Origin of the sequence: Mesobacterium pallidum (assembly GCF_019966535.1) — a bacterium.
Lineage (GTDB): Bacteria > Pseudomonadota > Alphaproteobacteria > Rhodobacterales > Rhodobacteraceae > Mesobacterium > Mesobacterium pallidum.
Window position 1 is genome coordinate 25,950 of record NZ_JAIMID010000010.1, and the last position, 20,692, is coordinate 46,641.

Below are 20,692 nucleotides of genomic sequence, written 5' to 3' on the forward strand. Positions count from 1 at the left end.
TTAACCGTCGGCATGAGCGCAACCCTCGACCAGGTCTTCGCGGCCCTTGCCGATCCGACGCGGCGGCAGATCCTGTCGATGCTGCTCGAGGATGACATGGCCGTGACCGACGTGGCCGAGCCGTTCGAGATGTCGCTGGCCGCGATCTCGAAACACCTCGGCATCCTCGCCGCCGCCGGGCTCATCAGCCAGGAAAAACGCGGCCGGGTGAAATGGTGCAAGCTGGAGCCCGACGCGCTGAAAGAGGCCTCGGTCTGGATGCAGGGCTTCGGGCAGTTCGAGCCGGTGAACCTCGAGGCCTTCGAACGCTTCCTCGCCCAGGAACTGCCCGAGCGCGAACCCTGATCCAGTTGCGCGCGCCAGGGCGCGCCCATGGTCACGCAAAGCCGGCCGGGGCCGTCTTCGCGCAGTTTGCCTCCGGCGGGAGTTTATCTGGCAAGATGAACAAGGGATCAGATCCTTCTTCATCTTGCCAATAAACTCCGGGGGACTCGCCGCAGGCGAGGGGGGCTGGCCCCCTCTGCCCTTCCGGCCGGGCGATCAGGCGGCTTTCAGCATCCCCTCGGCCTTGAGCTTGTCATAGGTCTGGTCCAGCGCGTGACGGGCGCGGGCGATCAGCAGGTCGATCTCCTCGTCGGAGATCACCAGCGGCGGAGAGATGATCATCCGGTCACCCACGTGGCGCATGACCAGGTTCGTCCCGAAACAGAACTCGCGGCAGATGTAGCCCACGGTGCCCGGGTCCGAGGCAAAGGCGGCGCGGCTGGCCTTGTCGGGCGTCAGCGCGATGGAGCCCATCATGCCGACGATCTTCGCCTCGCCCACCAGCGGGTGGTCGGCCAGGCTTTCCCACTTGGCCTTCAGCAGCGGCGCGGTGTGTTCGCGCACCCGCGTGACGATCTGCTCTTCCTCGAGGATGCGCAGGTTTTCCAGCGCCACGGCCGCGGCCACCGGGTGGGCGTGGTAGGTGTAGCCGTGGTTGAACTCGATGCTGCCGATCACCTCGGCGATCTCATCCGACACGATCGACCCGCCGATCGGCTGGTAGCCCGAGCTGAGGCCCTTGGCGACGGTCATGATGTCGGGCGTGATGCCCAAGGTCTGCGACCCGAACCAGTTGCCGGTGCGGCCAAAGCCGCAGATGACCTCGTCCGCGATCAGCAGGATGTTCCGTTCCCGGCAGATGCGGCTGACTTCGGGCCAGTACGTGTTGGGCGCGACGATCACGCCGCCGGCGCCCTGCACCGGCTCGGCGATGAAGGCGGCGACGTTGTCCTCACCGATCTCGTCGATCGCCTGCTCCAGCTCGCGCGCGCGCATCAGGCCGAAGTCTTCCGGCGACATGTCGCCGCCTTCGGACCACCAGTCGGGCTGGCCGATGTGGTGGATGCCGGGGATCGGCAGGCCGCCCTGCGAGTGGATCCCGGCCATGCCGCCCAGGCTGCCGCCGCCCATGGTCGAGCCGTGGTAGCCGTTCTTGCGCGAGATGATCGTGAATTTCGACGGCTGGCCCTTGGTGGCCCAGTAGGTGCGCACGAGGCGGATGTTGGTGTCATTCGCCTCGGAGCCCGAGCAGGAATAGAACACGTGGTTCAGGTCGCCCGGCGCCAGTTCCGCCAGCTTGGCCGAGAGCGCGATGGCCGGCACATGGGTCGTCATGAAGAAGGTGTTGTAATAGGGCAGCTCGCGCATTTGCGCGGCCGCGACCTGCACCAGCTCCTCACGGCCGTAGCCGACGTTGACGCACCACAGGCCCGCCATGGCGTCGAGGATCTCTTCGCCTTCGCTGTCGGTCAGAAAGCAGCCCTTGGCCCGGGTGATGACCCGCGCGCCGCGCTTGGCAAGGTCGGCCTGGGTCGAGAACGGGTGCATGTGGTGGGCCGCGTCGAGGCGCTGCAACTCGGCGGTCGGCAGGTGATTGGTGATGCGCGTCATGGCGGACTCCATCGGTGAGGGGAGGGTTGGTGTCAGAATATGATCAAATTATCCGAAGTCAATCGAATCAGCCCTCCGCAGGCAGGGCGGCGCGCACCTGTTCCATGCCCTGCACCACGTCGGCGCGGATCGCTGCCGCCGCCGCCTCGGCATCGCCGTTTCGCAGCGCCGTGAGGGCCGCGGCGTGCTGGTCGGGAAGGGACGAGGTGCCCATCCGGCCGCAGATCACGCGCAGGGAGGGGCCGAAGCGCAGCCAGAGCCCCATGGCCAGATCGCGCAGGATCGGCGCCCGGGCCAGGTCGTAGAGTTCGGCGTGGAACAGGTAGTTGTGGCGCAGGTAGCCACTGACGTCCCCGCGCAGGATCGCGGCGTCCAGCCGCGCGTCCTCGGCCGCCAGCACGGCGATGTCCCCGGGCGTCGCGTTCAGGCAGGCCCGCCTTGCCAGCTCGGGGTCCAGCGCGCTGCGGGCATGGATCATCTCGTCGAGGTTGCCGGCGCTCAGAACCGGCACCGACACCCGCCGGTTGCCCGCCATGTCCAGCGCGCCCTCGGCCGTCAACCGGCGCAGCGCCTCGCGCACCGGGGTCATGCCGGCGCCCGTCGCCTCGACCAGCCCCTGGATGGTCACGGCCTGGCCGGGGGCGAGATCGCCGAACAGGATCATGTCGCGCAGTTGGCGATAGACCTGTTCATGCGCCGGCAACCCGGCCCCGTCTGCTGCTTTTCGCGCCACCATGCACCCCTCTGCCCAAAGTCGCGGCATCTGCCCCTTGCAAGCGGCTTGGCCGCATGAAAGCATTATCGATGTTGCCTTGAATGGCTTCATTTGATCAAATCCAGGTATGCGTGGCAACAAAAGACCGCGCGGCCACAGGGAGACCGACATGAACACCAAGCTCATCACAGCGACCGCCGCCCTGGCTCTCGCCGCCGCATCCGCCGGCGCCGAGGAGGTGCGGGTCTACAACTGGTCCGACTACATCGACGAAGAGCTTCTGGCCAAGTTCGAGGCCGAAACCGGCTATGAGCTGGTTTACGACGTTTTCGATTCGAACGAGCTGCTGGAAACCAAGATGCTGGCCGGCGGGTCGGGCTACGACGTGGTGGTGCCGACCGGCACCTTCCTGCAGCGCCAGATCGCGGCCGGGTCCTTCCAGCCGCTCGACAAGTCCAAGCTGCCGAACATCGCCAACATGTGGGCCGTGATCTCGGACCGGACGGCCAAGTATGACCCCGGCAACGAGTATTCGATCAACTACATGTGGGGCACCACCGGCATCGGCGTGAACGAGCCGCGCGTCAAGGAACTGCTGGGCGAGGATGCGCCCGTGGACAGCTGGGACCTCGTCTTCAAGCCCGAGAACATGGAAAAGCTGGCCGAATGCGGCGTCATGTTCCTCGACGCCCCGGCCGAGATGATCCCGGCCGCGCTGAACTACATCGGCGAGGACCCGGACAGCCACGACCCCGACGTGATCGCCAAGGCCGAGGAGGTCTTCATGGCCATCCGCCCGTCGATCCAGAAGTTCCACAGCTCGGAGTACATCAACGGCCTCGCCAATGGCGACATCTGCGTGGCCGTCGGCTGGTCGGGTGACATCCTGCAGGCCCGCGACCGCGCGGCCGAAGCTGAGAACGGCGTCGAAATCAGCTACTACGCGCCGAACGAGGGCGCGCAGATGTGGTTCGACCAGATGGCGATCCCGGTCGATGCGCCGAACCCCGAGGGCGCCCATGCCTTCCTGAACTTCATCATGGACGCCGAGAACATGGCGGCGGCGTCGAACTACGTCTATTACGCCAACGGCAACGAGGCCTCGCAGGAGTTCCTGGTCGAGGACGTGATCGGCGATCCGGCGATCTACCCCTCGGCCGAAGCGCTGGACAACACCTTCACCACCACGCCCTACCCGCCGCAGGTGCAGCGCGTGGTGACGCGCCTCTGGACCAAGATCAAGTCGGGCACCTGATACCCGCCTTCCGCGCGGCCCGGATCGTTCGGGCCGCGCCCCCCAAGACACTTCCCAGGATCCGCTGAATGTCCCAGACCGGAGCGCCCGCCGTCTTTTCCCCCTGGACCGACCCCGAGGCCAAGCCGCTGATCCGGTTTCGCGGAGTCACCAAGCGGTTCGGCGATTTCACCGCCATCGACAACCTGACGCTCGATATCTACGAGCGGGAATTCTACGCGCTTCTGGGCCCCTCGGGCTGCGGCAAGACCACGATGATGCGGATGCTGGCAGGGTTCGAAAGCCCGACCGAGGGCGTGATCGAGCTGTCGGGCCAGGACATCGCCCCGGTGCCGCCGAACAAGCGCGCGGTGAACATGATGTTCCAAAGCTACGCGCTGTTCCCGCACCTGTCGGTCTATGACAACATCGCCTTTGGCCTGCGCCGCGAGGGGCGCGGCAAGGACCAGGTCCATGGCCGCGTGCAAGAGATGCTGCGGCTGACGCGGCTCGAACGTTTTGCCGCGCGCAAGCCGCACCAGATCTCGGGCGGGCAGCGCCAGCGGGTCGCGCTGGCCCGCAGCCTGGCCAAGGCGCCCAAGCTCCTGCTGCTGGACGAACCGCTCGGCGCGCTGGACCGCAAGCTGCGCGAAGAGACGCAGTTCGAACTGATGGACATCCAGGAAAAGACCGGCACGACCTTCGTCATCGTGACCCACGACCAGGAAGAGGCGATGACCGTGGCCTCCCGCATCGCGGTGATGGATGAGGGCCGCGTGATCCAGGTCGCCACCCCGGCCGAGATCTACGAGGCGCCGAATTCCGTCTACGTGGCCGATTTCATCGGCGACGTGAACATCATCGAGGGCCGCGTGACCCCCGGTGAGGGCGCGGTCAGCATCGACTGGGCCGAAGGCGAGCCGCCGATCCGCGCCGTGACCGATGCGCAACTGGCGCCCGGCCAGTCCTGCCATTTCGCCATCCGCCCCGAAAAGGTGACCATCGACCGCGAGCGGCCCGACCGGCCCAATGCCTTCCAGGGCAAGGTCATCGACATCGCCTATCTCGGCAACATCTCGACCTACCACGTGCGGCTTTCGGGCGGGCAGATGGTCAAGGCGCAGATGGTCAACGCCCGCCGTCTCGCCAACCGCCCGATCACCTGGGAGGACGAGGTCTGGGTCGGATTCTCGGAGACCGCCGGCGTCGTGCTGGAGCGCTGAGGGATGCGGCGGTTCCTCCTGATCTTCATCCCCTACGCCTGGCTGCTGGCGCTGTTCCTGATCCCCTTCGCCATCGTGCTGAAGATCTCGCTCAGCGACGTGGCGCTGGCCCGGCCGCCCTATGCACCGCAACTGGACCTCAGCCAGGGATGGGAGGGGCTGCGCGCCTTCTTCGCCGGGCTCGATTTCGACAATTTCACCTTCCTGACGACGGATGACCTCTACTGGAAGGCGTACCTGTCGTCGGTGAAGATCGCGGTGATCTCGACCGTGCTGACGCTGCTGGTCGGCTACCCAATCGCCTACGGCATGGTGCAGGCGCCCGACCGCTGGCGCCCGACGCTGATGATGCTGGTGATCCTGCCGTTCTGGACGTCCTTCCTGATCCGCGTCTACGCATGGAAAGGGATCCTGGCGAACGAGGGCCTGCTGAACCAGGCGCTGATGTGGCTGGGCATCATCTCCGAGCCGCTGACGATCCTCAACACCAACACGGCGGTCTACATCGGCATCGTCTACACCTACCTGCCGTTCATGATCCTGCCGATCTACGCGGCGCTGGAAAAGCTCGACGGCTCGCTGCTCGAGGCGGCCGAGGATCTCGGCTGCTCGCGCCTCTCGGCCTTCTGGCTGGTGACTATCCCGCTGTCGCGCCAGGGCATCGTGGCCGGCAGCTTCCTGGTCTTCATCCCCGCGCTGGGCGAATTCGTGATCCCTGAACTTTTGGGCGGCTCGCGCACGCTGATGATCGGCAAGGTGCTTTACGAGGAGTTCTTTTCGAACCGCGACTGGCCGGTCGCCTCGGCCGTGGCGATCATCCTGCTGGCGATTCTGGTGATCCCGATCATCCTCTTCCAGCGCAACGAGCAGAAGCAGCGGGAGGCCGAGGGATGATGCATCAAGCGACACCGCGCTTTACAGATGTCGGAGTGGAGGTTTTGCACCCCGTCGCCATTGTCTCTCGGACCAATGGCGCGACAAAGGCGACCCCCGCAAGGTATTTGAGAAACAATGAAGAGCAGGGCCGTCCCCACTCCTTCATTGTTTTCCAAATACCTCGGGGGGAGCCGAAGGCGGGGGGCAGCGCCCCCCAAACAGCGACGCCCGGGCTGGGCGCCTCGCCGGATCGGAGCGCGGCATGAGACGGTTTTCCTGGTTCAACGCCACCTCCCTGACGTTGGGCTTTGCCTTCCTCTACCTGCCCATGCTGATCCTCGTGATCTACAGCTTCAACGAATCCCAGCTAGTTACGGTCTGGGCGGGCTTTTCGACCAAGTGGTACGGAGAGCTGATGCGGAACGAGGCCTTCCTCGACGCCGCCTGGGTGACGCTGCGCGTCGCGGTGATCTCGTCCACCATTGCGACCATCCTCGGCACGCTGGCGGCCTATGTGCTGATCCGCGCCGGGCGCTTTGCCGGGCGGACGCTGTTTTCCGGCATGATCTATGCCCCGCTCGTCATGCCCGAGGTCATCACCGGCCTGTCGCTGCTGCTCCTGTTCATCGGCATCGGGCTGGACCGGGGGATCGTGACGATCATCCTGGCGCATACGACCTTTGCCATGTGCTACGTCTCGGTCGTCGTTTCCTCGCGCCTCGTGTCCTTCGACCGGTCGCTCGAAGAGGCGGCGCTGGACCTTGGCTGCACCCCGTTCGAGGCCTTCCGCCTGGTCACCCTGCCGATCATCGCGCCCGCCGTGATCTCGGGCTGGCTGCTGGCCTTCACCCTGTCGCTCGACGACCTGGTGATCGCCAGCTTCACCGCGGGCCCCTCGGCCACCACCCTGCCGATCAAGATCTTCTCGGCCGTGCGCCTCGGCGTCAGCCCCGAGATCAACGCGCTCTCGACCATCATGATCGGCATCGTGACCGTGGGGGTCATCACCTTTTCGCTGATCTCGAAAAGCCAGGCCGTGCGCCGCGAGGCCGAGGAACGCGCGGCCGAGCGCCCTGCATGAAGCGAATCTGGGAGGCCGCGGCCTATAGCGCAGACCCGATCCGGCGCGGCTGGTGGCAGCGCACGGTGGTCCGGCCCCGCTTTGGCGCGCTTGACGGGAACCGCGCGGCCGAGGTGGTGGTTATCGGCGCGGGGGTCACCGGCCTCACTGCCGCGCGGCTGCTGGCCGAGGCGGGCGTCGATGTCATCGTGCTGGATGCCGAGCATCCGGGCTTCGGCGCCTCGGGGCGCAGCGGCGGGTTCGTCTGTCTCGGCGGGGCCAGGATCTCGAACCGGGGGCTCGAATCGCGCCATGGCGACGTGGCCCGCCGCGACTGGCGGCAGGCCGAGAAGGCCGCGGTGGACTTCACGGCCGAGCAGATCGACACGCTTGGCCTCAAGGTCGACCGGCACAGCGAGGGCGAGACGCTGCTGGCCCATCGCCCCCGCGACTGGGAGTCGCTGAAGGCCCAGGCGCAGACCATCCGCCGCGATTACGAGGTGCAGCCGGTGCTGATCGGGCGCGAGGACCTGGCCAAGCACGGGCTGAACGGGCCGTTCCACGGCGCGCTGACCACACCCATCGGCTTTGCGGTGAACCCGCTGAAATACAGCACCGGGCTTGCGAAAGCGGCGGAAGAGGCCGGCGCGCGCATCTTTGCCCATTCCCCGGCCACCGCGATCACGCGCGGCAACGGCTGGCAGGTCAGCACGCCCAAGGGGCAGGTGCGCTGCCGCAAGGTGATCATCGCCACCAACGGCTATTCCTCCGAAGACCTGCCGGACTGGATGGCGGGGCGCTACCTGCCGCTGCAAAGCTCGGTCCTGGTGACCGAGCCGATCCCGAAGGCGCTGCAGGCGGCGCAGGGCTGGACCTCGGGGCAGATGGCCTATGACACGCGGCGGATGCTGCATTACTTCCGCCTGATGCCGGACGGGCGGTTCCTGTTCGGCATGCGGGGCGGGCTGGCGCAGACGGCGGGCGCGGTGGCGCGCAACCGGCACGCCATCCTGCGCGATTTCCGCAAGATGTTCCCGGCCTGGGCCGAGGTCGAGACGCCGTGGTACTGGTCGGGTCTTGTCTGCATGACCATGCCCCGCACCCCCTTCGTCGGGCCGGTGCCGGGGGCAGAAGGGCTGTTTGCCGGCTTTGGCTACCACGGCAACGGCATGGCCATGGGCGGCTATGCCGGGGCGATCCTGGCGGACCTCGTGCAGGGCCGCGCGCCCGACCGGATCTACCCGCTGGCCATGCGCCACCGGCCCGTGTCCTTCCCGCTGGGCCGGTTCCGCCGGGCACTCATGTACCCGGCCTATGCGCTTTACGGGGTGATGGACCTTTAAAGCCGGTTCAGCAGCGCTGGGGTCGGCCAGCCGTCGGCGGGCATCCCCAGTTCCTGCTGCATCGCGCGCACCGCCGCCCGGGTGCCGGCGCCGAGGATGCCGTCGATCAGGCCGACGTCATGGCCATGGGCGGCCAGCTTGGCCTGCAACTGTTTCATCTGTTCCCCGTCGAGGCCGGGCTCGGGGTTGCCGGCGTCATAGATTGGCGCGCCTTCGAGGCGGGTCGCGAAATAGGCGGCGGTCATCACGTAGACAAAGCTCTGGTTCCATTCGAAATACACGTCGAAATTCGGATAGGCGAGGAAGGCCGGCCCGCGACGCCCCTGCGGCAGGATCAGCGAGGCGGGCAGGTTGGCCAGCTGGCCCGAGCGGGGCGTGACACCCATCGCGGCCCATTCGGACGCGGGCCGCTTGTCCTGCAGACCCGTCAGCGACCAGTCCATGTCATCGGGGACCGACACCTCCTGGATCCAGGGCTCGCCCGCGCGCCAGCCCAGCGATTGCAGCATCTTGCCGCCCGACATCAGCGCATCGGGCGCAGAGGTTTTGAGCAGAACATGCCCGTCGCCATCCCCGTCCACGCCGTTTTCCAGGATATCCCGGGGCAGCATCTGCACCATGCCGATTTCGCCCGCCCAGGCGCCGGTTGTGCGGGCGGGGTCGAAATCGCCGTGCTCGAAGAGCTCGAGCGCGGCAAAGATCTGCGGGCGGAAGAGCTCGGGCCGGCGGCAATCGTGGCTCAGCGTCACCAGGGCGTTCAACGTGTTGAAATCGCCCTGGAAGCTGCCGTAATCGGTCTCGAAGGCCCAGAAGGCCAGCAGGACACCCCGGCTGACGCCGTACTGCGCCTCGATCCGGTCGAAGACGGCGGCATAGTCGCGCCCGTTCGCTAGACCGCGGTTCAGCCGGTCCTGGCTGATCAGCCGACGCGAGAAATCGACGAAGGGCATCTGGAACACCCCCTGCCTGCGGTCCGCGGCCAGCACCTTGGGGTCCTGCTGCGCGCCCGACAGGAACCGGTCGACGGATGCGGGATCGTGACCGAGGGCTACGGCCTCGTCCCTCAGCCCGGCCTTGAAGTCGGCGAAACTGCCGCCGCAGGGCACCTGCTGGGCCGTCGCGGCGGACCCGGCCGACAGGGCGATGGCAAGGGAAAGGGCGGTCATTCGGGGCATTTCGTGGTCCTGCTTGTCCGGGTTCGATCCGGTTAACAGGTGCAGCGCCGGCGCCAATGTCAAGGCGATCGGCGGTTTGTCGTCATCACGACGCCGAAATCAGAAATGAGTTCGGCAAGGCGCCGCGCGTTGCTATCGTAGGCGGGTCTTGCTTCTCGTTTGCCGGGTCACAAGGGTCGAACAATGTCATTGGAGATACTCATCGTCGCCGGCGCGGCCGAACTGGGCCAGCTTTGGCAAGGGCATCTTAAGCGTCGCGGGGCGGCGGTCGACGTGACCGGCCATGTCGCTGCAGCTGCGGCGCTGATCGAGCACAAGGGCTACCACGTGGTCATCATCGACATCCAGACGGATGACGGCGAGGTGCTGCCGCTGACAGACCTCATCGGCTTTCGCTGGCCCGAGACGCGGGTGATCCTGGTCACCCGCGACGGGTTCTTTTCGGACGGGTCGGTCTTTGGCCTTGGCGCCAATGTCCATGCCATGCTGTCGCCGCACGTGCCGCCGGACGACCTGGTGGCGCTGGTCGAATACCACGGCGGCCAGCCGCCGCCCCGCCCGATCTGATCAGCCGCGCCCGTGCGGGCCGGTCAGGTCCAGCACGGGGCCAATGGGCACGATGCGGTGCGGATTGATGCTTTCGTGGCTGTAGTGGTAGTGCCGCGCGACATGGGCCAGGTTCACCGTGTCGGCGATCCCCGGCCATTGATACAGCTCGCGCAGGTAGCCCCAGAGGTTCGGGTAATCCACGATCCGCCGCCGGTTGCACTTGAAGTGGCCGTGGTAAGCCGTATCGAACCGGATCAGCGTCGGGAACAGGCGCCAGTCGGCTTCGGTCAGCTGGTTGCCGGTCAGGTAGCGCGAGGCCGACAGGATCTCTTCGAGCCAGTCGAGCGACTCGAACAGCGCCGTGACCGCCTCGTCATAAGCCTCCTGCGAGGTGGCGAAGCCGGACTTGTAGACGCCGTTGTTGACCGTGTCGTAGATCCGGTCGTTCAGCGTGTCGATCTCGCCCCGCAGTTCTTCGGGGTAGTAATCGTCGGTGTTGCCGGTGATCCCGTCGAAGGCCGAGTTGAACATGCGGATGATCTCGGAGCTCTCGTTCGACACGATGGTGCCCTGCGTCTTGTCCCACAGGATCGGCACCGTCGCCCGGCCCGAGATTTCGGGATCGGCCGCCGTGTAGATGTCGCGCAGGAAATCCTTGCCCATCAGCCGGTCGCCCGTCGCGCCGGGGAAATCGGTGGCAAAGCTCCAGCCGTCCTCGAGCATGTCCGGGTGCACCACGTCCACGCTGATGTGGTCCTGAAGCCCCTTGAGCGCGCGGAAGATCAGCGCGCGATGGGCCCAGGGACAGGCATAGCTGACATAGAGATGGTAGCGCCCGCTCTCGGCCTTGAACCCGCCCGTGCCGCTGGGCCCGGCGCTGCCATCGGCCGTGATCCAGTTTCGGAAGGTCGTCTCGTTGCGGACGAACTTGCCGCCCTTGCTCATCTTTTCGAGGCTGGCGGTGACCCATTGGCCCTTGTCCAGATGTCCCATGCGTCCTCCTGTCGTTTGCGTCGAACCAGAGGTAACCTGTGCGCCGATCCGGGCAACCCGCGCGGGTGTCAGGGTCGCTGTGCAGCAGCGCGCAGGCATCATGCTGCGCGGCAGCATCCCGGTGTCATCGCAGATTTACTTGCTTTTGAGAAAAACCGCCTCAAACTCAAACACCTGGACGGGCCGGGGGGAATCACGATGTCGACATATGTTTCGAAAGAGGTGCAGGCAGGCATCGACGCCGCGCGTCGGACCGCCAAGCGGGCGGCCGCCCGGCTGCGCGTGAAGACGGGAACAGACAAGGTCTACCCGATCCTGCGGATCTGGGACACCGGCTTTGCCCTCGACGCAGAGGACGCGCCCGAGCTGCGCGGCCTGGTCGATATCTACGACGGCGCGCGCCACCTGCGGCAATGCCTGATCATCGCCTCGGCCGAGGCGGGCGGAGAGGTCATCTGCGACTTCAAGCGCGCGACCGAAAGCCACGACCAGCCGCCGCGCGACTTTGCCGTCGACCCGGCCGCGCCGGTGGCGCTGATCGGGCGGGAAAGCTCAGCCCGGCAGCTGTAGGCTGGCCAGTCTGGCACGGAACGCATCGGCAAGGGCACAGGGCCGGCCGTCGGGGTCCGTCTGGACCTGCGCAAAGAACCCTTCGGCAAAGGCCGTGTCTTCGTCGTTGCGATAGAGCCCCAGCTCGTAGCGCCAGGAGCTGCGACCGATGTGACCGACGCGCAGCCCGACATGGATGGTGTCGGGATAGCGCGCCTCGGCATGGTAGATGCAGCCGCTTTCCACCACCACGTCCTTGGCCGTCGCCCCGGCATCGTCGAAGACGCCCCAGCCGACATGCAGCCGCGCCACCGCCGTGTCGAAGAGGCCATAATGCACGGTGTTGTTGAGGTGCCCGTACTGGTCGTTGTCGGCCCAGCGGGTTTCGAGCGTGGTGAACCACGCGTAGCTTGTGCGCGGCGACGGGGCGGGACGGGCCATGGGTCAGTTCCTTTGCAGCAGACGGAACGCGGCTGAAGCAGCCCAGCCCGCGATCACCGCGATGGCCAGCGACATCAGCCCGTAGATCAGCGGTTGCTGACGCGACAGGTTGAAGAGGAACCGCTCCAGCCCGACCTTCCGGACGGTGATGCTTTTCTGGAAATACGAGATCACCTTGCCCTCGCGCACGAGGAAGATGCGCGTGCGGTAGCGGCCTTCGGTCAGGTTGGCGGGCAGGGCGATCTCGGTCTGGAACAGGGTGTCCTGATCGACGGTCACGGCCCCCTCGAGGTGCTGGTAGAGGTCTTCTTCGGTGCGGATGCGGATCAGCGCCTCGACAAAGGCGGCGGTGTCGGCGGTCTCCGTCTCTCCGTCTGCCGCGCGGATCGCGCGCGGGACCGAGATGTCGTAGCGCCGGTCCTGGAAAGGCAGCAGCACCTCGTCCAGCGGTCCGGTGGTGGCGACGGCGTAGAAGCTGGGCGCGCTGCGGATGTTCAGCGCCGCATCGTTGACCCAGATGCCGAACTTGCGGTCCTTGCGGCGGACGGTCAGCGGGGTCGAGGGCCCCTCGATCGCGACGATCACGTCGATCGGCACCTCGGGGATCGGCGTCTCGCGCCGGATCGCGCCGAAGATCAGGATGTTCGAGCCGTCGAAGGCGGTCGTGATCGCGACCTCGTCCTGGCTGAGGCCCATCACGACCTCTTCCTGTGCCGTGGCGGGCCCGGCCAGCAGCAGGAGCGCCGCGAATATGCGCGCGGCCCGGATCATGGCAGACGCATCTCGGTGATCGAGTAGGGCTCGGACGGGGTCAGCGTCAGGTCGAGCGCGATCTTGAAACAGACGGCGAGCACCAGCAGCGCCAGCAGCACGCGCAGCTGCTCGGCCCGCAGGTACATGCCAAGCCGCGTGCCCAGCTGCGCGCCGATCACGCCGCCCAGGATCAGCAGCACCGCCAGCACCGTATCGACGGTCTGGCTGCTGACCGCGTGCATGACCGTGGTCATGCCGGCCACCAGCGTGATCTGGAACAGCGAAGTGCCGACCACCACCTTGGTGGGCATGTGCAGGATGTAGATCATCGCCGGCACCATGATGAAGCCGCCGCCGACCCCCATCACCGCCGACAGGATCCCGACGAAAAAGCCGACCAGCAGCGGCGGGATGACCGAGATGTAAAGGCCCGAGACCCGGAAGCGCACGCGCAGTGGCATGGTGTGCACCCATCCGTGCCGCTTGCGCGGCTTGCGGCGGGTGCCGGCCTTGGCATGGCGGATGGCGTTGACGCTTTCGATGAACATCAGCGCGCCGATTACGCCAAGGAACAGCACGTAGCACAGCTGCACCAGCAGGTCGACCTGGCCCAGCTGCTTGAGCATGTTGAAGATGTAGACCCCCAGCGCCGCCCCGGCGAGGCCACCGGCCTGCAGCGTGACGCCCATGCGCAGGTCCACGTTGCGGCGTTTCAGGTGCGCAAAAAGCGCCGAGACCGAAGAGGCGACGATCTGGTTGGCCGAGGTCGCCACCGCCACCGCCGGCGGGATGCCGACGAAGAACAGCAGCGGGGTGATCAGAAACCCTCCGCCCACGCCGAACATGCCCGACAGCACCCCGACCATGCCCCCGAGGCCCAGCAGCAGGAACAGGTTGACCGACACTTCGGCGACGGGGAGGTAGATGTGCATGTCCGATTGGTGCATCCGGGCAGGGGAAATGTCCAGACGGTTGGAGCGGGGGAGGGGCGGGAAATCCTTGCGATTGAAGGCTGGTGTGCCGCATTCGCGTCGGCGTCGGTTTGTCCTTGTACGGACTCAAGGCCGCAAGGCCGCCGCACATCGCCGGGCCGCCCCCCGGGCAGGGCGATTTGGTGGGGCTTGGCGCACCCTTCAAACGTCCTACGGACTTGGCCGGGATAAAGTGCCCCCCACGACCGTCGGATCGCCATACCGCGGCCCGACGATGCGCGGCTTGGAGCTTACGGCAGATGCTCGGCCAATTCGGATCGCGAGGCCGGATGCATTATTCTTGTTGAGTAGATACCAAAACAACAAAGGCTGCGAGCCTCAAGGCGCGCAGCCTCTTCGATCACGCGAGTCCCGGTCGCGGGCACTCTCACCAGATGAGGCGATCCCGCCTTACCCCTTGAGCCAGCTCCGCAGGATCTTCTCCAGCTTGGCGGCACCCAGCGGCGCCATCGCCTTGGTGTGCTCGTGGCTGATCGCCTCGTCGCTGAGTCCGGCCGCCATGTTGGTGATGGTCGACACCGCCGCCACCTTCAGCCCCAGGAACCGCGCCAGGATGACCTCGGGCACGGTCGACATGCCCACCGCGTCGGACCCGAGAATGCGGATCGCGCGGATCTCGGCCGGGGTCTCGAACGACGGGCCGGAGTACCAGGCATAGACGCCCTCGTGCAGCGCGATGCCCAAGGCTTCGGCGGCGGCCTTGAGACCGGCCCGCATCTCGGGGTCATGCGCGTCGCCCATGGGGACAAAGCGGGCATCGGTCGGCTCTCCGATCAGGGGGTTGAGACCGGAGAAGTTGATGTGGTCCGACAGCAGCATCAGCTCGCCCGGCGGCATGTCGGCGCGCAAGCTGCCGGCTGCGTTGGTCAGCAGCAGCTGGCGGCCTCCCAGCGCCTTCAGCACCTCGAGCGGCAGGCGCATGGCATCGCCGCGCCCCGACTCGTAGTAATGCGCCCGGCCGCCGAAGACCGCCACGCGGCGTCCCTCGAGATCGCCGATCACCAGCTTGGGATTGTGCCCCGAGACGCCCGCATGGGGAAAGCCCGGCAGGTCGTCATAGGGGATCGCCACGCCGTCCACTGCCTCGGCCAGGTGGCCGAGGCCGGAGCCCAGCACCAGCCCGATCTCGACCGGGGCATCGCCCGCACGGGTGCGGATCAGGGCGGCAAGGTCCTCAGCGTTCCTTGACATAGGGTTCTCCTCCGGCACGGGGCGGGATGGCCTTGCCGACGAAACCGGCCAGGATCACGACGGTCAGGATGTAGGGCAGGGCCTGCACGAACTGGACGGGCAGGGTAAAGCCCAGCAGCTCGATGTTCTGGAACCGCGTCTCGATGGCAAAGAGGAAGCCGAAGAGCAGGCAGGCATAAAGCGCGTACCACGGCCGCCACTTGGCAAAGATCAGCGCGGCCAGCGCGATGAAGCCCCGGTTGGCGGTCATGTCCTTGGTGAAGTTCGCCTGCAACCCGGTCGCGAGATACGCGCCGGCGATGCCGCAGAGCACGCCGCAGATGATGACGGCGGCATAGCGCAGGCGGATCACCGAGACGCCGGCGGTATCCACCGATTCCGGGTTCTCGCCCACCGCCCGCAGGCGCAGGCCAAAGCGGGTGCGGAAGAGGTCCCACCAGGTCAGCGGTACCATGGCAAAAGCGATGTAGACCAGGATCGAATGGCCCGAGATCAGCTCGGCATAGATCGGGCCCAGGAAGGGCACGCCCGCCAGCGCATCGGCAAAGGGCAGGGTGATCGGCTCGAACCGGCCGCCGGACATCAGGCTGGGGGTCCGGCCACCCTGGGCGAACCAGTCCTGCGCGATCAGCACCGTCATGCCAGCAGCCAGGAAGTTGATCGCCACGCCGGAAATCAGCTGGTTGCCGCGGAAGTTGATCGAGGCGACGCCGTGGATCAGTGACAGCACCATCGAGGCGGCGATCCCGGCGCCAAGGCCCATCCAGGCCGACCCGGTCATGTAGGCGACGGCGGCGGAAAAGAAGGCGGCGGCGAGCATCTTGCCCTCGAGCCCGATGTCGAAGATGCCCGAGCGTTCGGAATAAAGCCCGGCCAGGCAGGCCAGCAGCAGCGGCGTGGCCGAGCGGATGGTGCTGTCGAGCAGCTGGATGATCGTCAGGAAATCCATCTCAGGCGTCCCCTTTCCGCATCGCCAGGAACAGCTTTTCCAGCGGCATCCGCACCATGTTGTCGAGCGCCCCGGTGAAGAGGATCACCAGCGCCTGGATCACCACGATCAGCTCGCGCGGGATGCCCGACCAGAAGGCCAGCTCGGCCCCGCCCTGGTAGAGAAAGCCGAAAAGCAGCGCGGCCAGGAAGATCCCGAACGGGTGGTTGCGCCCCATCAGCGCCACGGCGATGCCGATGAAGCCGGCCCCTTCGGAGGCGTTCAGCACCAGCCGCTCCGCCTCGCCCTGGGTGGAGTTGATCGCCATCATCCCCGCCAGCGCGCCCGAGATGAGCATGGCGATGATGGTGATGCGCACCGGGTTGATCCCGGCGTACTTGGCCGCGCTTTCCGAATGGCCGAAGGCGCGGATCTCGTAGCCCAGCCGAGTGCGCCAAAGCAGCGCCCAGACCGCGCAACAGGCGGCCACGGCGATGAAGAACGAGATATTGGCGGGCGAGCCGCGGAACATCACGGTCTCGGCGGTCGAGAACATCTCCTGGAAGCTCGGCAGATGCGTGGCTTCGGGGAATTTCGCCGTTGCCGGGTCCATCGCGCCCGTGGGGCGGAGCACGTTGACGAGCACGTAGTTCAGCAGCGAGGCGGCGATGAAGTTGAACATGATCGTGGTGATCACGATGTGGCTGCCGCGCTTGGCCGTCAGGTAGGCGGGCACGAAGGCCCAGGCCGCACCGAAGAGGGCCGCCGCAAGTCCGGACCCCAGCAGCGCCAGCGACCAGTGCGGCCAGGGGATATACAGGCAGGCCAGCGCGACGCCCAGGCCCCCCAGGGCCACCTGCCCCTCGCCACCGATGTTGAACAGGCGCGCATGGAAGGCGACGGCGACACAAAGCCCGGTGAACATGAAGTTCGTGGCGTAATAAAGCGTGTAGCCCCAGCCCGAGGACTGCATGAGCGCGCCCTGCACCATCTGCTGGAAGGCGTCGATCGGGTTTTCCCCGATCCCGAGGATGACCAGCGACGACAAGAGCGCCGCGAGGATCAGTGAAATCAGCGGAACGAGGATCGCATCCGCCCAGGCCGGCATCTTATCCATGCTTCCGTCCTCCTGCTTGGTGTGCAGAAAATGCGCTGACGCTTACCAGTGACATGCTTGCCTCAAGGGTTTGATCGCTTCTTCCAGCCCACTAATATTGAAAGCAAATTCTTGCGGGCTCTCGCTGTGAGGAGTCAGGCGCACGGCAAGTGTCTCGCTGTCGAACATTGACTTAATCACCGGTATGGAGCGTCCGCCGTTCCATAGACCAAGAGCTTGGTTGTCTGTCGACACGTTCATGCTTTGTGTCCGGGTCTGGTGCTGATCAACCCTGAGGTCCACGCGTCCATGTCCCTGAATGTCCGAAAGAAAAAAGCCGCCAGCAACGATAAAAAGTACGGTTGTATTCTCTTTGCATCGAATGTGCAGGGAGGCCCGTTTAGCATTGCCGAACCGGTCAAAGTTCGGCTCGATGCCTCAAGATTCAAGTACACGGATGTCGTGTCGTCGAACGCTGACGTGTCCGTGGATACTCTCCATTCACCTGTATCGAGCACCTGCGGCGCGTCATCTTGAGGCTCTTCGAAGACAAGTGGTGTCTCCACTTCCAGCTGCAAGGTTGAGACGCATCGACCGATTTCGGAAGCCAGTAGATTCTCTTCCTTGGCGATATCAAGGACGGAATTGGACGGCGTGAAGCGAACATCGTAGCCGTCCACCTCAGCGGAGATGATCCGGCCGGATCCGGACCCTTCGAGAAACCCGACCGGTGGGCGCGAGCCGAGCCGAAGCGTGGGGTCACTTTGTTCCGGGTAATGCAGGACGAGACTGGGTAACGCTTCAAAGCTACAAACGTAGTAGTTCTCGGATGCAAAGGCGGGTCCGCCGAAGGCGATCCCGGCGAGCATCGCCATGATCGGCATCTTATCCATGCTGCTCTGCCTCTCGCTCTTCTTTCTTGCGCATCTGTTCCGCGACCGCCTCGGCGACCGATCCCTCGGGTTCGCCCGAAATGCCGGCCATCAACAGGCCCAGCTCGCGCTCGTCGGTCTCGGACGGCAGGCGCTCGCCCATGATCTTGCCGTCGAACATCACCGCGATGCGGTCCGAAAGCGACATGATCTCGTCAAGCTCGACCGAAACCAGCAGGATCGCCTTGCCGCTGTCGCGCAGCGCGATGATCTGCTCGTGGATGAACTCGATCGCGCCGATGTCCACGCCGCGCGTCGGCTGGCCGATCAGCAGGATGTCGGGGTCCCGCTCGATCTCGCGCGCGACGACGATCTTCTGCTGGTTCCCGCCCGAGAAATTGCGGGCCTTGAGCCGCGGGTTCGGGGGGCGGACGTCGAATTTCTCCATCTTGGCGGCGGTGTCGGCGCGGATGGCGGCGTTGTCCATGAAGAGCGCGTTCTTTTGGTACTTGGGGTCGTGGTGGTAGCCGAAGGCCACGTTCTCCCACGCCATGTATTCCATGATGAGGCCCTCTTCCTGCCGGTCCTCGGGGACATGGGCGATGCCGCGCTTGCGGCGGCTCTGTCCGTCCGAGTGCTTGCCAGTCAGGTCGATTTCTTCGCCGTTGACGCGGATGCGGCCCTCGCCGCTGCGCATCCCGCCCAGCACCTCGAGCAGTTCCGACTGCCCGTTGCCGGCCACCCCGGCGATGCCGAGGATTTCGCCCTGGCGCACATGCAGCGACACGCCGCGCAGCCGCTCGACGCCGAAGCTGTCGACCACGCGCAGGTTCTCGACCTCGAGCACGGCGGCGCCGGGGTTGCTGGGGGCCTTTTCGACCCGCAGCAGGACCTTGCGGCCGACCATCAGCTCGGCCAGTTCCTCGGGGTTGGTTTCAGAGGTCTTGACGGTGGCGGTCATCTGGCCGCGCCGCATGACGCTGACCGTGTCCGTGATCTCCATGATCTCGCGCAGCTTGTGCGTGATCAGGATGATGGTCTTCCCCTCTTCCTTCAGCCGCGCAAGGATACGGAAGAGCTGGTCGGCCTCGGCCGGGGTCAGCACGCCCGTGGGCTCGTCGAGGATGAGAATGTCGGCCTGGCGATACAGCGCCTTGAGGATCTCGACCCGCTGCTGGTGGCCGACGCTGAGCGTTTCGATCACCGCGTCGGGGTCGACATGCAGGTCGTATTCCGCGGCGATCTGGGTCAGGGCCTTGCGCGCCTTGGCAAGGCTGGGCCGCAGCATCGCGCCGTCCTCGACCCCGAGGATCACGTTTTCCAGCACGGTGAAGTTCTGCACCAGCTTGAAATGCTGGAACACCATGCCGATCCCGGCGGCGATGGCGGCCTGGCTGTCGGGGATCTGGGTCGGCTGGCCCTTGATGAAGATCTCGCCCGCATCGGCCTTGTAAAAGCCGTAGAGGATCGACATCAGCGTGGACTTGCCCGCGCCGTTCTCGCCGATGATCCCGTGGATCGTGCCGGGCTGCACGGCGATGGAAATGTCCTTGTTCGCCTGCACGGGCCCGAAGGCCTTGGATATGCCCCTAAGTTCGATGGCCGGAGCGCTCATCGCCAGATACCCCCTGTCCCTGTACGGAAAGAGGCCGCGTCATCGCTGCGCGGCCCCTCCGGTGTCATGTCGCGTGCGACCCGATCAGAACGACAGGGCCGGGCAGCTGTCGTCGCTGGTGTAGTCGTGCACCGAGATCTCGCCTGCGATGATCTTGGCCTTCGCGTCCTCGGCGGCGGCGGACATCTCTGCGCTCACCAACTCGGCGTTGTTGTCGTCCATGGCATAGCCGACGCCGTCGGCGCCCAGGTCCATGACGCGCACGCCCGGCGCGATGCCGTCGCCCTGGGTCATGGCGTCATAGACGGCCACGTCCACGCGCTTGAGCATCGAGGTCAGGACCTTGCCCGGGAACAGGTGGTTCTGGTTGCTGTCCACGCCGATCGACAGGATGTCCTCGTCCGCGGCGGTCTGCAGAACGCCAAGGCCGGTGCCGCCGGCGGCGGCATAGATCACGTCCGCGCCCTGGGAGATCTGGGCATTGGCCAGTTCCGAGCCCTTCACCGGGTCGTTCCAGGCGGCCGGGGTGGTGCCGGTCATGTTCGAGATCACGGTGATGTCGGGGTTCACGGCCTTGGCGCCCTGGGCATAGCCGCAGGCGAACTTGCGGATCAGCGGGATGTCCATGCCGCCGACGAAGCCGACGGTGCCGGATTCGGACGCCATCGCGGCGATCATGCCGACGAGGTAGGATCCCTCATGCTCCGAGAAGGCGACCGATTGGACGTTCTCGGCGCCCGAGTAGCCGTCGATGGTCACGAACTTGGTGTCGGGGTAGTCGGGGGCGACTTCGTCGAAGACCGACGACCAGGCAAAGCCGGTGGTGATGATCGGGTTGAAGCCGTTCTCGGCAAAGCGGCGCAGGGCCTGCTCGCGCTGGGCTTCGGACTGGATCTCGATGTCGCGGTACGACCCGCCGGTTTCGGCCGCCCAACGCTCGGCGCCGTTGTAGGCGGCTTCGTTGAACGACTTGTCGAACTTGCCGCCGAGGTCGTAGATCAGTGCCGGGTCGGCCAGCGCGGCGCCTGCGGTCAGGGCCACGGCAGCAGCAGCGCCGAGGAATTTGGTCATCAGGGTCATGGAAGTCTCCCAGTCGGTTGACGGCCCTTGTCGCGGATTATGTCCGCCGGGCCTGTTGTCAGGCAGATCCTG

General features: G+C 66.0%; 22 protein-coding genes. 8 read left to right on the forward strand and 14 right to left on the reverse strand.

What is annotated here, in order from left to right; genetic code table 11:
• Positions 1 to 12 precede the first annotated feature (12 nt).
• Entirely contained in the window at positions 13 to 345 is a 333-nt protein-coding gene (locus tag MF270_RS15240) for an ArsR/SmtB family transcription factor (RefSeq protein WP_238366763.1), read from the forward strand.
• 195 nt (positions 346 to 540) lie between these two features.
• Here the strand turns inward: MF270_RS15240 and MF270_RS15245 are convergent, their stop codons facing one another.
• Both MF270_RS15245 and MF270_RS15250 read right to left on the reverse strand, forming a co-directional pair.
• On the reverse strand, positions 541 to 1,935 hold the full coding sequence (locus MF270_RS15245) for an aspartate aminotransferase family protein (protein ID WP_238366764.1): 1,395 nt from the start codon (positions 1,933 to 1,935) through the stop codon (positions 541 to 543).
• A gap of 67 nt (positions 1,936 to 2,002) precedes the next feature.
• On the reverse strand, positions 2,003 to 2,671 hold the full coding sequence (locus tag MF270_RS15250) for a GntR family transcriptional regulator (RefSeq protein WP_238366765.1): 669 nt from the start codon (positions 2,669 to 2,671) through the stop codon (positions 2,003 to 2,005).
• A gap of 148 nt (positions 2,672 to 2,819) precedes the next feature.
• On the opposite strand from MF270_RS15250, the gene MF270_RS15255 reads away from it, so the two are divergent.
• From MF270_RS15255 to MF270_RS15275, 5 genes are all read left to right on the forward strand, one after another.
• Entirely contained in the window at positions 2,820 to 3,905 is a 1,086-nt protein-coding gene (locus tag MF270_RS15255; RefSeq protein ID WP_238366766.1) for a polyamine ABC transporter substrate-binding protein, read from the forward strand.
• Between the two features lie 68 nt (positions 3,906 to 3,973).
• Positions 3,974 to 5,107, forward strand: a complete 1,134-nt coding sequence (locus tag MF270_RS15260; RefSeq protein ID WP_238366767.1) for an ABC transporter ATP-binding protein — start codon at positions 3,974 to 3,976, stop codon at positions 5,105 to 5,107.
• 3 nt (positions 5,108 to 5,110) lie between these two features.
• Positions 5,111 to 6,001 (forward strand): ABC transporter permease subunit, encoded by an 891-nt coding sequence (locus MF270_RS15265; protein ID WP_238366768.1) that lies wholly within the window; start codon positions 5,111 to 5,113, stop codon positions 5,999 to 6,001.
• A gap of 244 nt (positions 6,002 to 6,245) precedes the next feature.
• Positions 6,246 to 7,064: an ABC transporter permease gene (locus MF270_RS15270; protein WP_238366769.1), complete on the forward strand. Its 819-nt coding sequence runs from the start codon at positions 6,246 to 6,248 to the stop codon at positions 7,062 to 7,064.
• Positions 7,061 to 8,386 carry an NAD(P)/FAD-dependent oxidoreductase gene (locus MF270_RS15275; RefSeq protein ID WP_238366770.1) on the forward strand — a complete coding sequence of 442 codons (1,326 nt, stop codon included), beginning with the start codon at positions 7,061 to 7,063 and terminating at the stop codon, positions 8,384 to 8,386. The genes MF270_RS15270 and MF270_RS15275 overlap by 4 nt, the downstream gene beginning before the upstream one ends.
• Here the strand turns inward: MF270_RS15275 and MF270_RS15280 are convergent.
• Positions 8,383 to 9,552, reverse strand: a complete 1,170-nt coding sequence (locus tag MF270_RS15280; protein ID WP_238366771.1) for a lytic murein transglycosylase — start codon at positions 9,550 to 9,552, stop codon at positions 8,383 to 8,385. The two genes, MF270_RS15275 and MF270_RS15280, sit on opposite strands and share 4 nt — an antisense overlap.
• Positions 9,553 to 9,744: 192 nt before the next feature.
• Between MF270_RS15280 and MF270_RS15285 the strand changes: the two genes are divergently transcribed.
• Positions 9,745 to 10,128: a response regulator gene (locus MF270_RS15285; protein ID WP_238366772.1), complete on the forward strand. Its 384-nt coding sequence runs from the start codon at positions 9,745 to 9,747 to the stop codon at positions 10,126 to 10,128.
• Here MF270_RS15285 and MF270_RS15290 read toward each other — a convergent pair whose 3' ends face one another.
• Entirely contained in the window at positions 10,129 to 11,103 is a 975-nt protein-coding gene (locus MF270_RS15290) for a glutathione S-transferase family protein (protein ID WP_238366773.1), read from the reverse strand.
• Between the two features lie 198 nt (positions 11,104 to 11,301).
• Between MF270_RS15290 and MF270_RS15295 the strand changes: the two genes are divergently transcribed.
• A complete protein-coding gene (locus tag MF270_RS15295) occupies positions 11,302 to 11,673 on the forward strand; it encodes a hypothetical protein (protein WP_238366774.1) in 372 nt (123 codons plus the stop codon).
• Here MF270_RS15295 and MF270_RS15300 read toward each other — a convergent pair.
• From MF270_RS15300 to MF270_RS15345, 10 genes are all read right to left on the reverse strand, one after another.
• Positions 11,656 to 12,093, reverse strand: a complete 438-nt coding sequence (locus MF270_RS15300) for an acyl-CoA thioesterase (protein WP_238366775.1) — start codon at positions 12,091 to 12,093, stop codon at positions 11,656 to 11,658. The two genes, MF270_RS15295 and MF270_RS15300, sit on opposite strands and share 18 nt — an antisense overlap.
• 3 nt (positions 12,094 to 12,096) lie before the next feature.
• A complete protein-coding gene (locus MF270_RS15305) occupies positions 12,097 to 12,864 on the reverse strand; it encodes a TIGR02186 family protein (RefSeq protein ID WP_238366776.1) in 768 nt (255 codons plus the stop codon).
• The gene (locus MF270_RS15310; protein ID WP_238366777.1) at positions 12,861 to 13,778 is read right to left on the reverse strand and encodes a sulfite exporter TauE/SafE family protein; all 918 of its coding nucleotides are present in this window, start codon (positions 13,776 to 13,778) and stop codon (positions 12,861 to 12,863) included. The genes MF270_RS15305 and MF270_RS15310 overlap by 4 nt, the downstream gene beginning before the upstream one ends.
• Before the next feature lie 450 nt (positions 13,779 to 14,228).
• Positions 14,229 to 15,029 (reverse strand): purine-nucleoside phosphorylase, encoded by an 801-nt coding sequence (locus MF270_RS15315; RefSeq protein WP_238366778.1) that lies wholly within the window; start codon positions 15,027 to 15,029, stop codon positions 14,229 to 14,231.
• Positions 15,013 to 15,978 carry an ABC transporter permease gene (locus MF270_RS15320; RefSeq protein WP_238366779.1) on the reverse strand — a complete coding sequence of 322 codons (966 nt, stop codon included), beginning with the start codon at positions 15,976 to 15,978 and terminating at the stop codon, positions 15,013 to 15,015. Before MF270_RS15320 ends, MF270_RS15315 begins: the two co-directional genes overlap by 17 nt.
• Position 15,979: 1 nt before the next feature.
• Entirely contained in the window at positions 15,980 to 17,074 is a 1,095-nt protein-coding gene (locus MF270_RS15325; protein ID WP_238366780.1) for an ABC transporter permease, read from the reverse strand.
• A gap of 42 nt (positions 17,075 to 17,116) precedes the next feature.
• Entirely contained in the window at positions 17,117 to 17,404 is a 288-nt protein-coding gene (locus MF270_RS15330; protein ID WP_238366934.1) for a type VI secretion system-associated protein TagO, read from the reverse strand.
• The gene (locus MF270_RS28365; RefSeq protein WP_238366781.1) at positions 17,311 to 17,946 is read right to left on the reverse strand and encodes a hypothetical protein; all 636 of its coding nucleotides are present in this window, start codon (positions 17,944 to 17,946) and stop codon (positions 17,311 to 17,313) included. The genes MF270_RS15330 and MF270_RS28365 overlap by 94 nt, the downstream gene beginning before the upstream one ends.
• Positions 17,939 to 19,540, reverse strand: a complete 1,602-nt coding sequence (locus MF270_RS15340; protein ID WP_238366782.1) for an ABC transporter ATP-binding protein — start codon at positions 19,538 to 19,540, stop codon at positions 17,939 to 17,941. The genes MF270_RS28365 and MF270_RS15340 overlap by 8 nt, the downstream gene beginning before the upstream one ends.
• A gap of 84 nt (positions 19,541 to 19,624) precedes the next feature.
• Positions 19,625 to 20,620, reverse strand: coding sequence for a BMP family lipoprotein (locus tag MF270_RS15345; protein ID WP_238366783.1), 996 nt, complete (start codon positions 20,618 to 20,620; stop codon positions 19,625 to 19,627).
• Between the last annotated feature and the right edge of the window lie 72 nt (positions 20,621 to 20,692).

Coding starts and splice junctions, on each gene's coding strand:
- MF270_RS15260 (WP_238366767.1), top strand. CDS start 3,974: ATGTCCCAGACCGGAGCGCCCGCCGTCTTTTCCCCCTGGACCGACCCC.
- MF270_RS28365 (WP_238366781.1), bottom strand. CDS start 17,946: ATGGATAAGATGCCGATCATGGCGATGCTCGCCGGGATCGCCTTCGGC.
- MF270_RS15255 (WP_238366766.1), top strand. CDS start 2,820: ATGAACACCAAGCTCATCACAGCGACCGCCGCCCTGGCTCTCGCCGCC.
- MF270_RS15245 (WP_238366764.1), bottom strand. CDS start 1,935: ATGACGCGCATCACCAATCACCTGCCGACCGCCGAGTTGCAGCGCCTC.
- MF270_RS15295 (WP_238366774.1), top strand. CDS start 11,302: ATGTCGACATATGTTTCGAAAGAGGTGCAGGCAGGCATCGACGCCGCG.
- MF270_RS15310 (WP_238366777.1), bottom strand. CDS start 13,778: ATGCACATCTACCTCCCCGTCGCCGAAGTGTCGGTCAACCTGTTCCTG.
- MF270_RS15265 (WP_238366768.1), top strand. CDS start 5,111: ATGCGGCGGTTCCTCCTGATCTTCATCCCCTACGCCTGGCTGCTGGCG.
- MF270_RS15300 (WP_238366775.1), bottom strand. CDS start 12,093: ATGGCCCGTCCCGCCCCGTCGCCGCGCACAAGCTACGCGTGGTTCACC.
- MF270_RS15250 (WP_238366765.1), bottom strand. CDS start 2,671: ATGGTGGCGCGAAAAGCAGCAGACGGGGCCGGGTTGCCGGCGCATGAA.
- MF270_RS15345 (WP_238366783.1), bottom strand. CDS start 20,620: ATGACCCTGATGACCAAATTCCTCGGCGCTGCTGCTGCCGTGGCCCTG.
- MF270_RS15275 (WP_238366770.1), top strand. CDS start 7,061: ATGAAGCGAATCTGGGAGGCCGCGGCCTATAGCGCAGACCCGATCCGG.
- MF270_RS15340 (WP_238366782.1), bottom strand. CDS start 19,540: ATGAGCGCTCCGGCCATCGAACTTAGGGGCATATCCAAGGCCTTCGGG.
- MF270_RS15315 (WP_238366778.1), bottom strand. CDS start 15,029: ATGTCAAGGAACGCTGAGGACCTTGCCGCCCTGATCCGCACCCGTGCG.
- MF270_RS15320 (WP_238366779.1), bottom strand. CDS start 15,978: ATGGATTTCCTGACGATCATCCAGCTGCTCGACAGCACCATCCGCTCG.
- MF270_RS15240 (WP_238366763.1), top strand. CDS start 13: ATGAGCGCAACCCTCGACCAGGTCTTCGCGGCCCTTGCCGATCCGACG.
- MF270_RS15270 (WP_238366769.1), top strand. CDS start 6,246: ATGAGACGGTTTTCCTGGTTCAACGCCACCTCCCTGACGTTGGGCTTT.
- MF270_RS15285 (WP_238366772.1), top strand. CDS start 9,745: ATGTCATTGGAGATACTCATCGTCGCCGGCGCGGCCGAACTGGGCCAG.
- MF270_RS15305 (WP_238366776.1), bottom strand. CDS start 12,864: ATGATCCGGGCCGCGCGCATATTCGCGGCGCTCCTGCTGCTGGCCGGG.
- MF270_RS15280 (WP_238366771.1), bottom strand. CDS start 9,552: ATGACCGCCCTTTCCCTTGCCATCGCCCTGTCGGCCGGGTCCGCCGCG.
- MF270_RS15290 (WP_238366773.1), bottom strand. CDS start 11,103: ATGGGACATCTGGACAAGGGCCAATGGGTCACCGCCAGCCTCGAAAAG.
- MF270_RS15325 (WP_238366780.1), bottom strand. CDS start 17,074: ATGGATAAGATGCCGGCCTGGGCGGATGCGATCCTCGTTCCGCTGATT.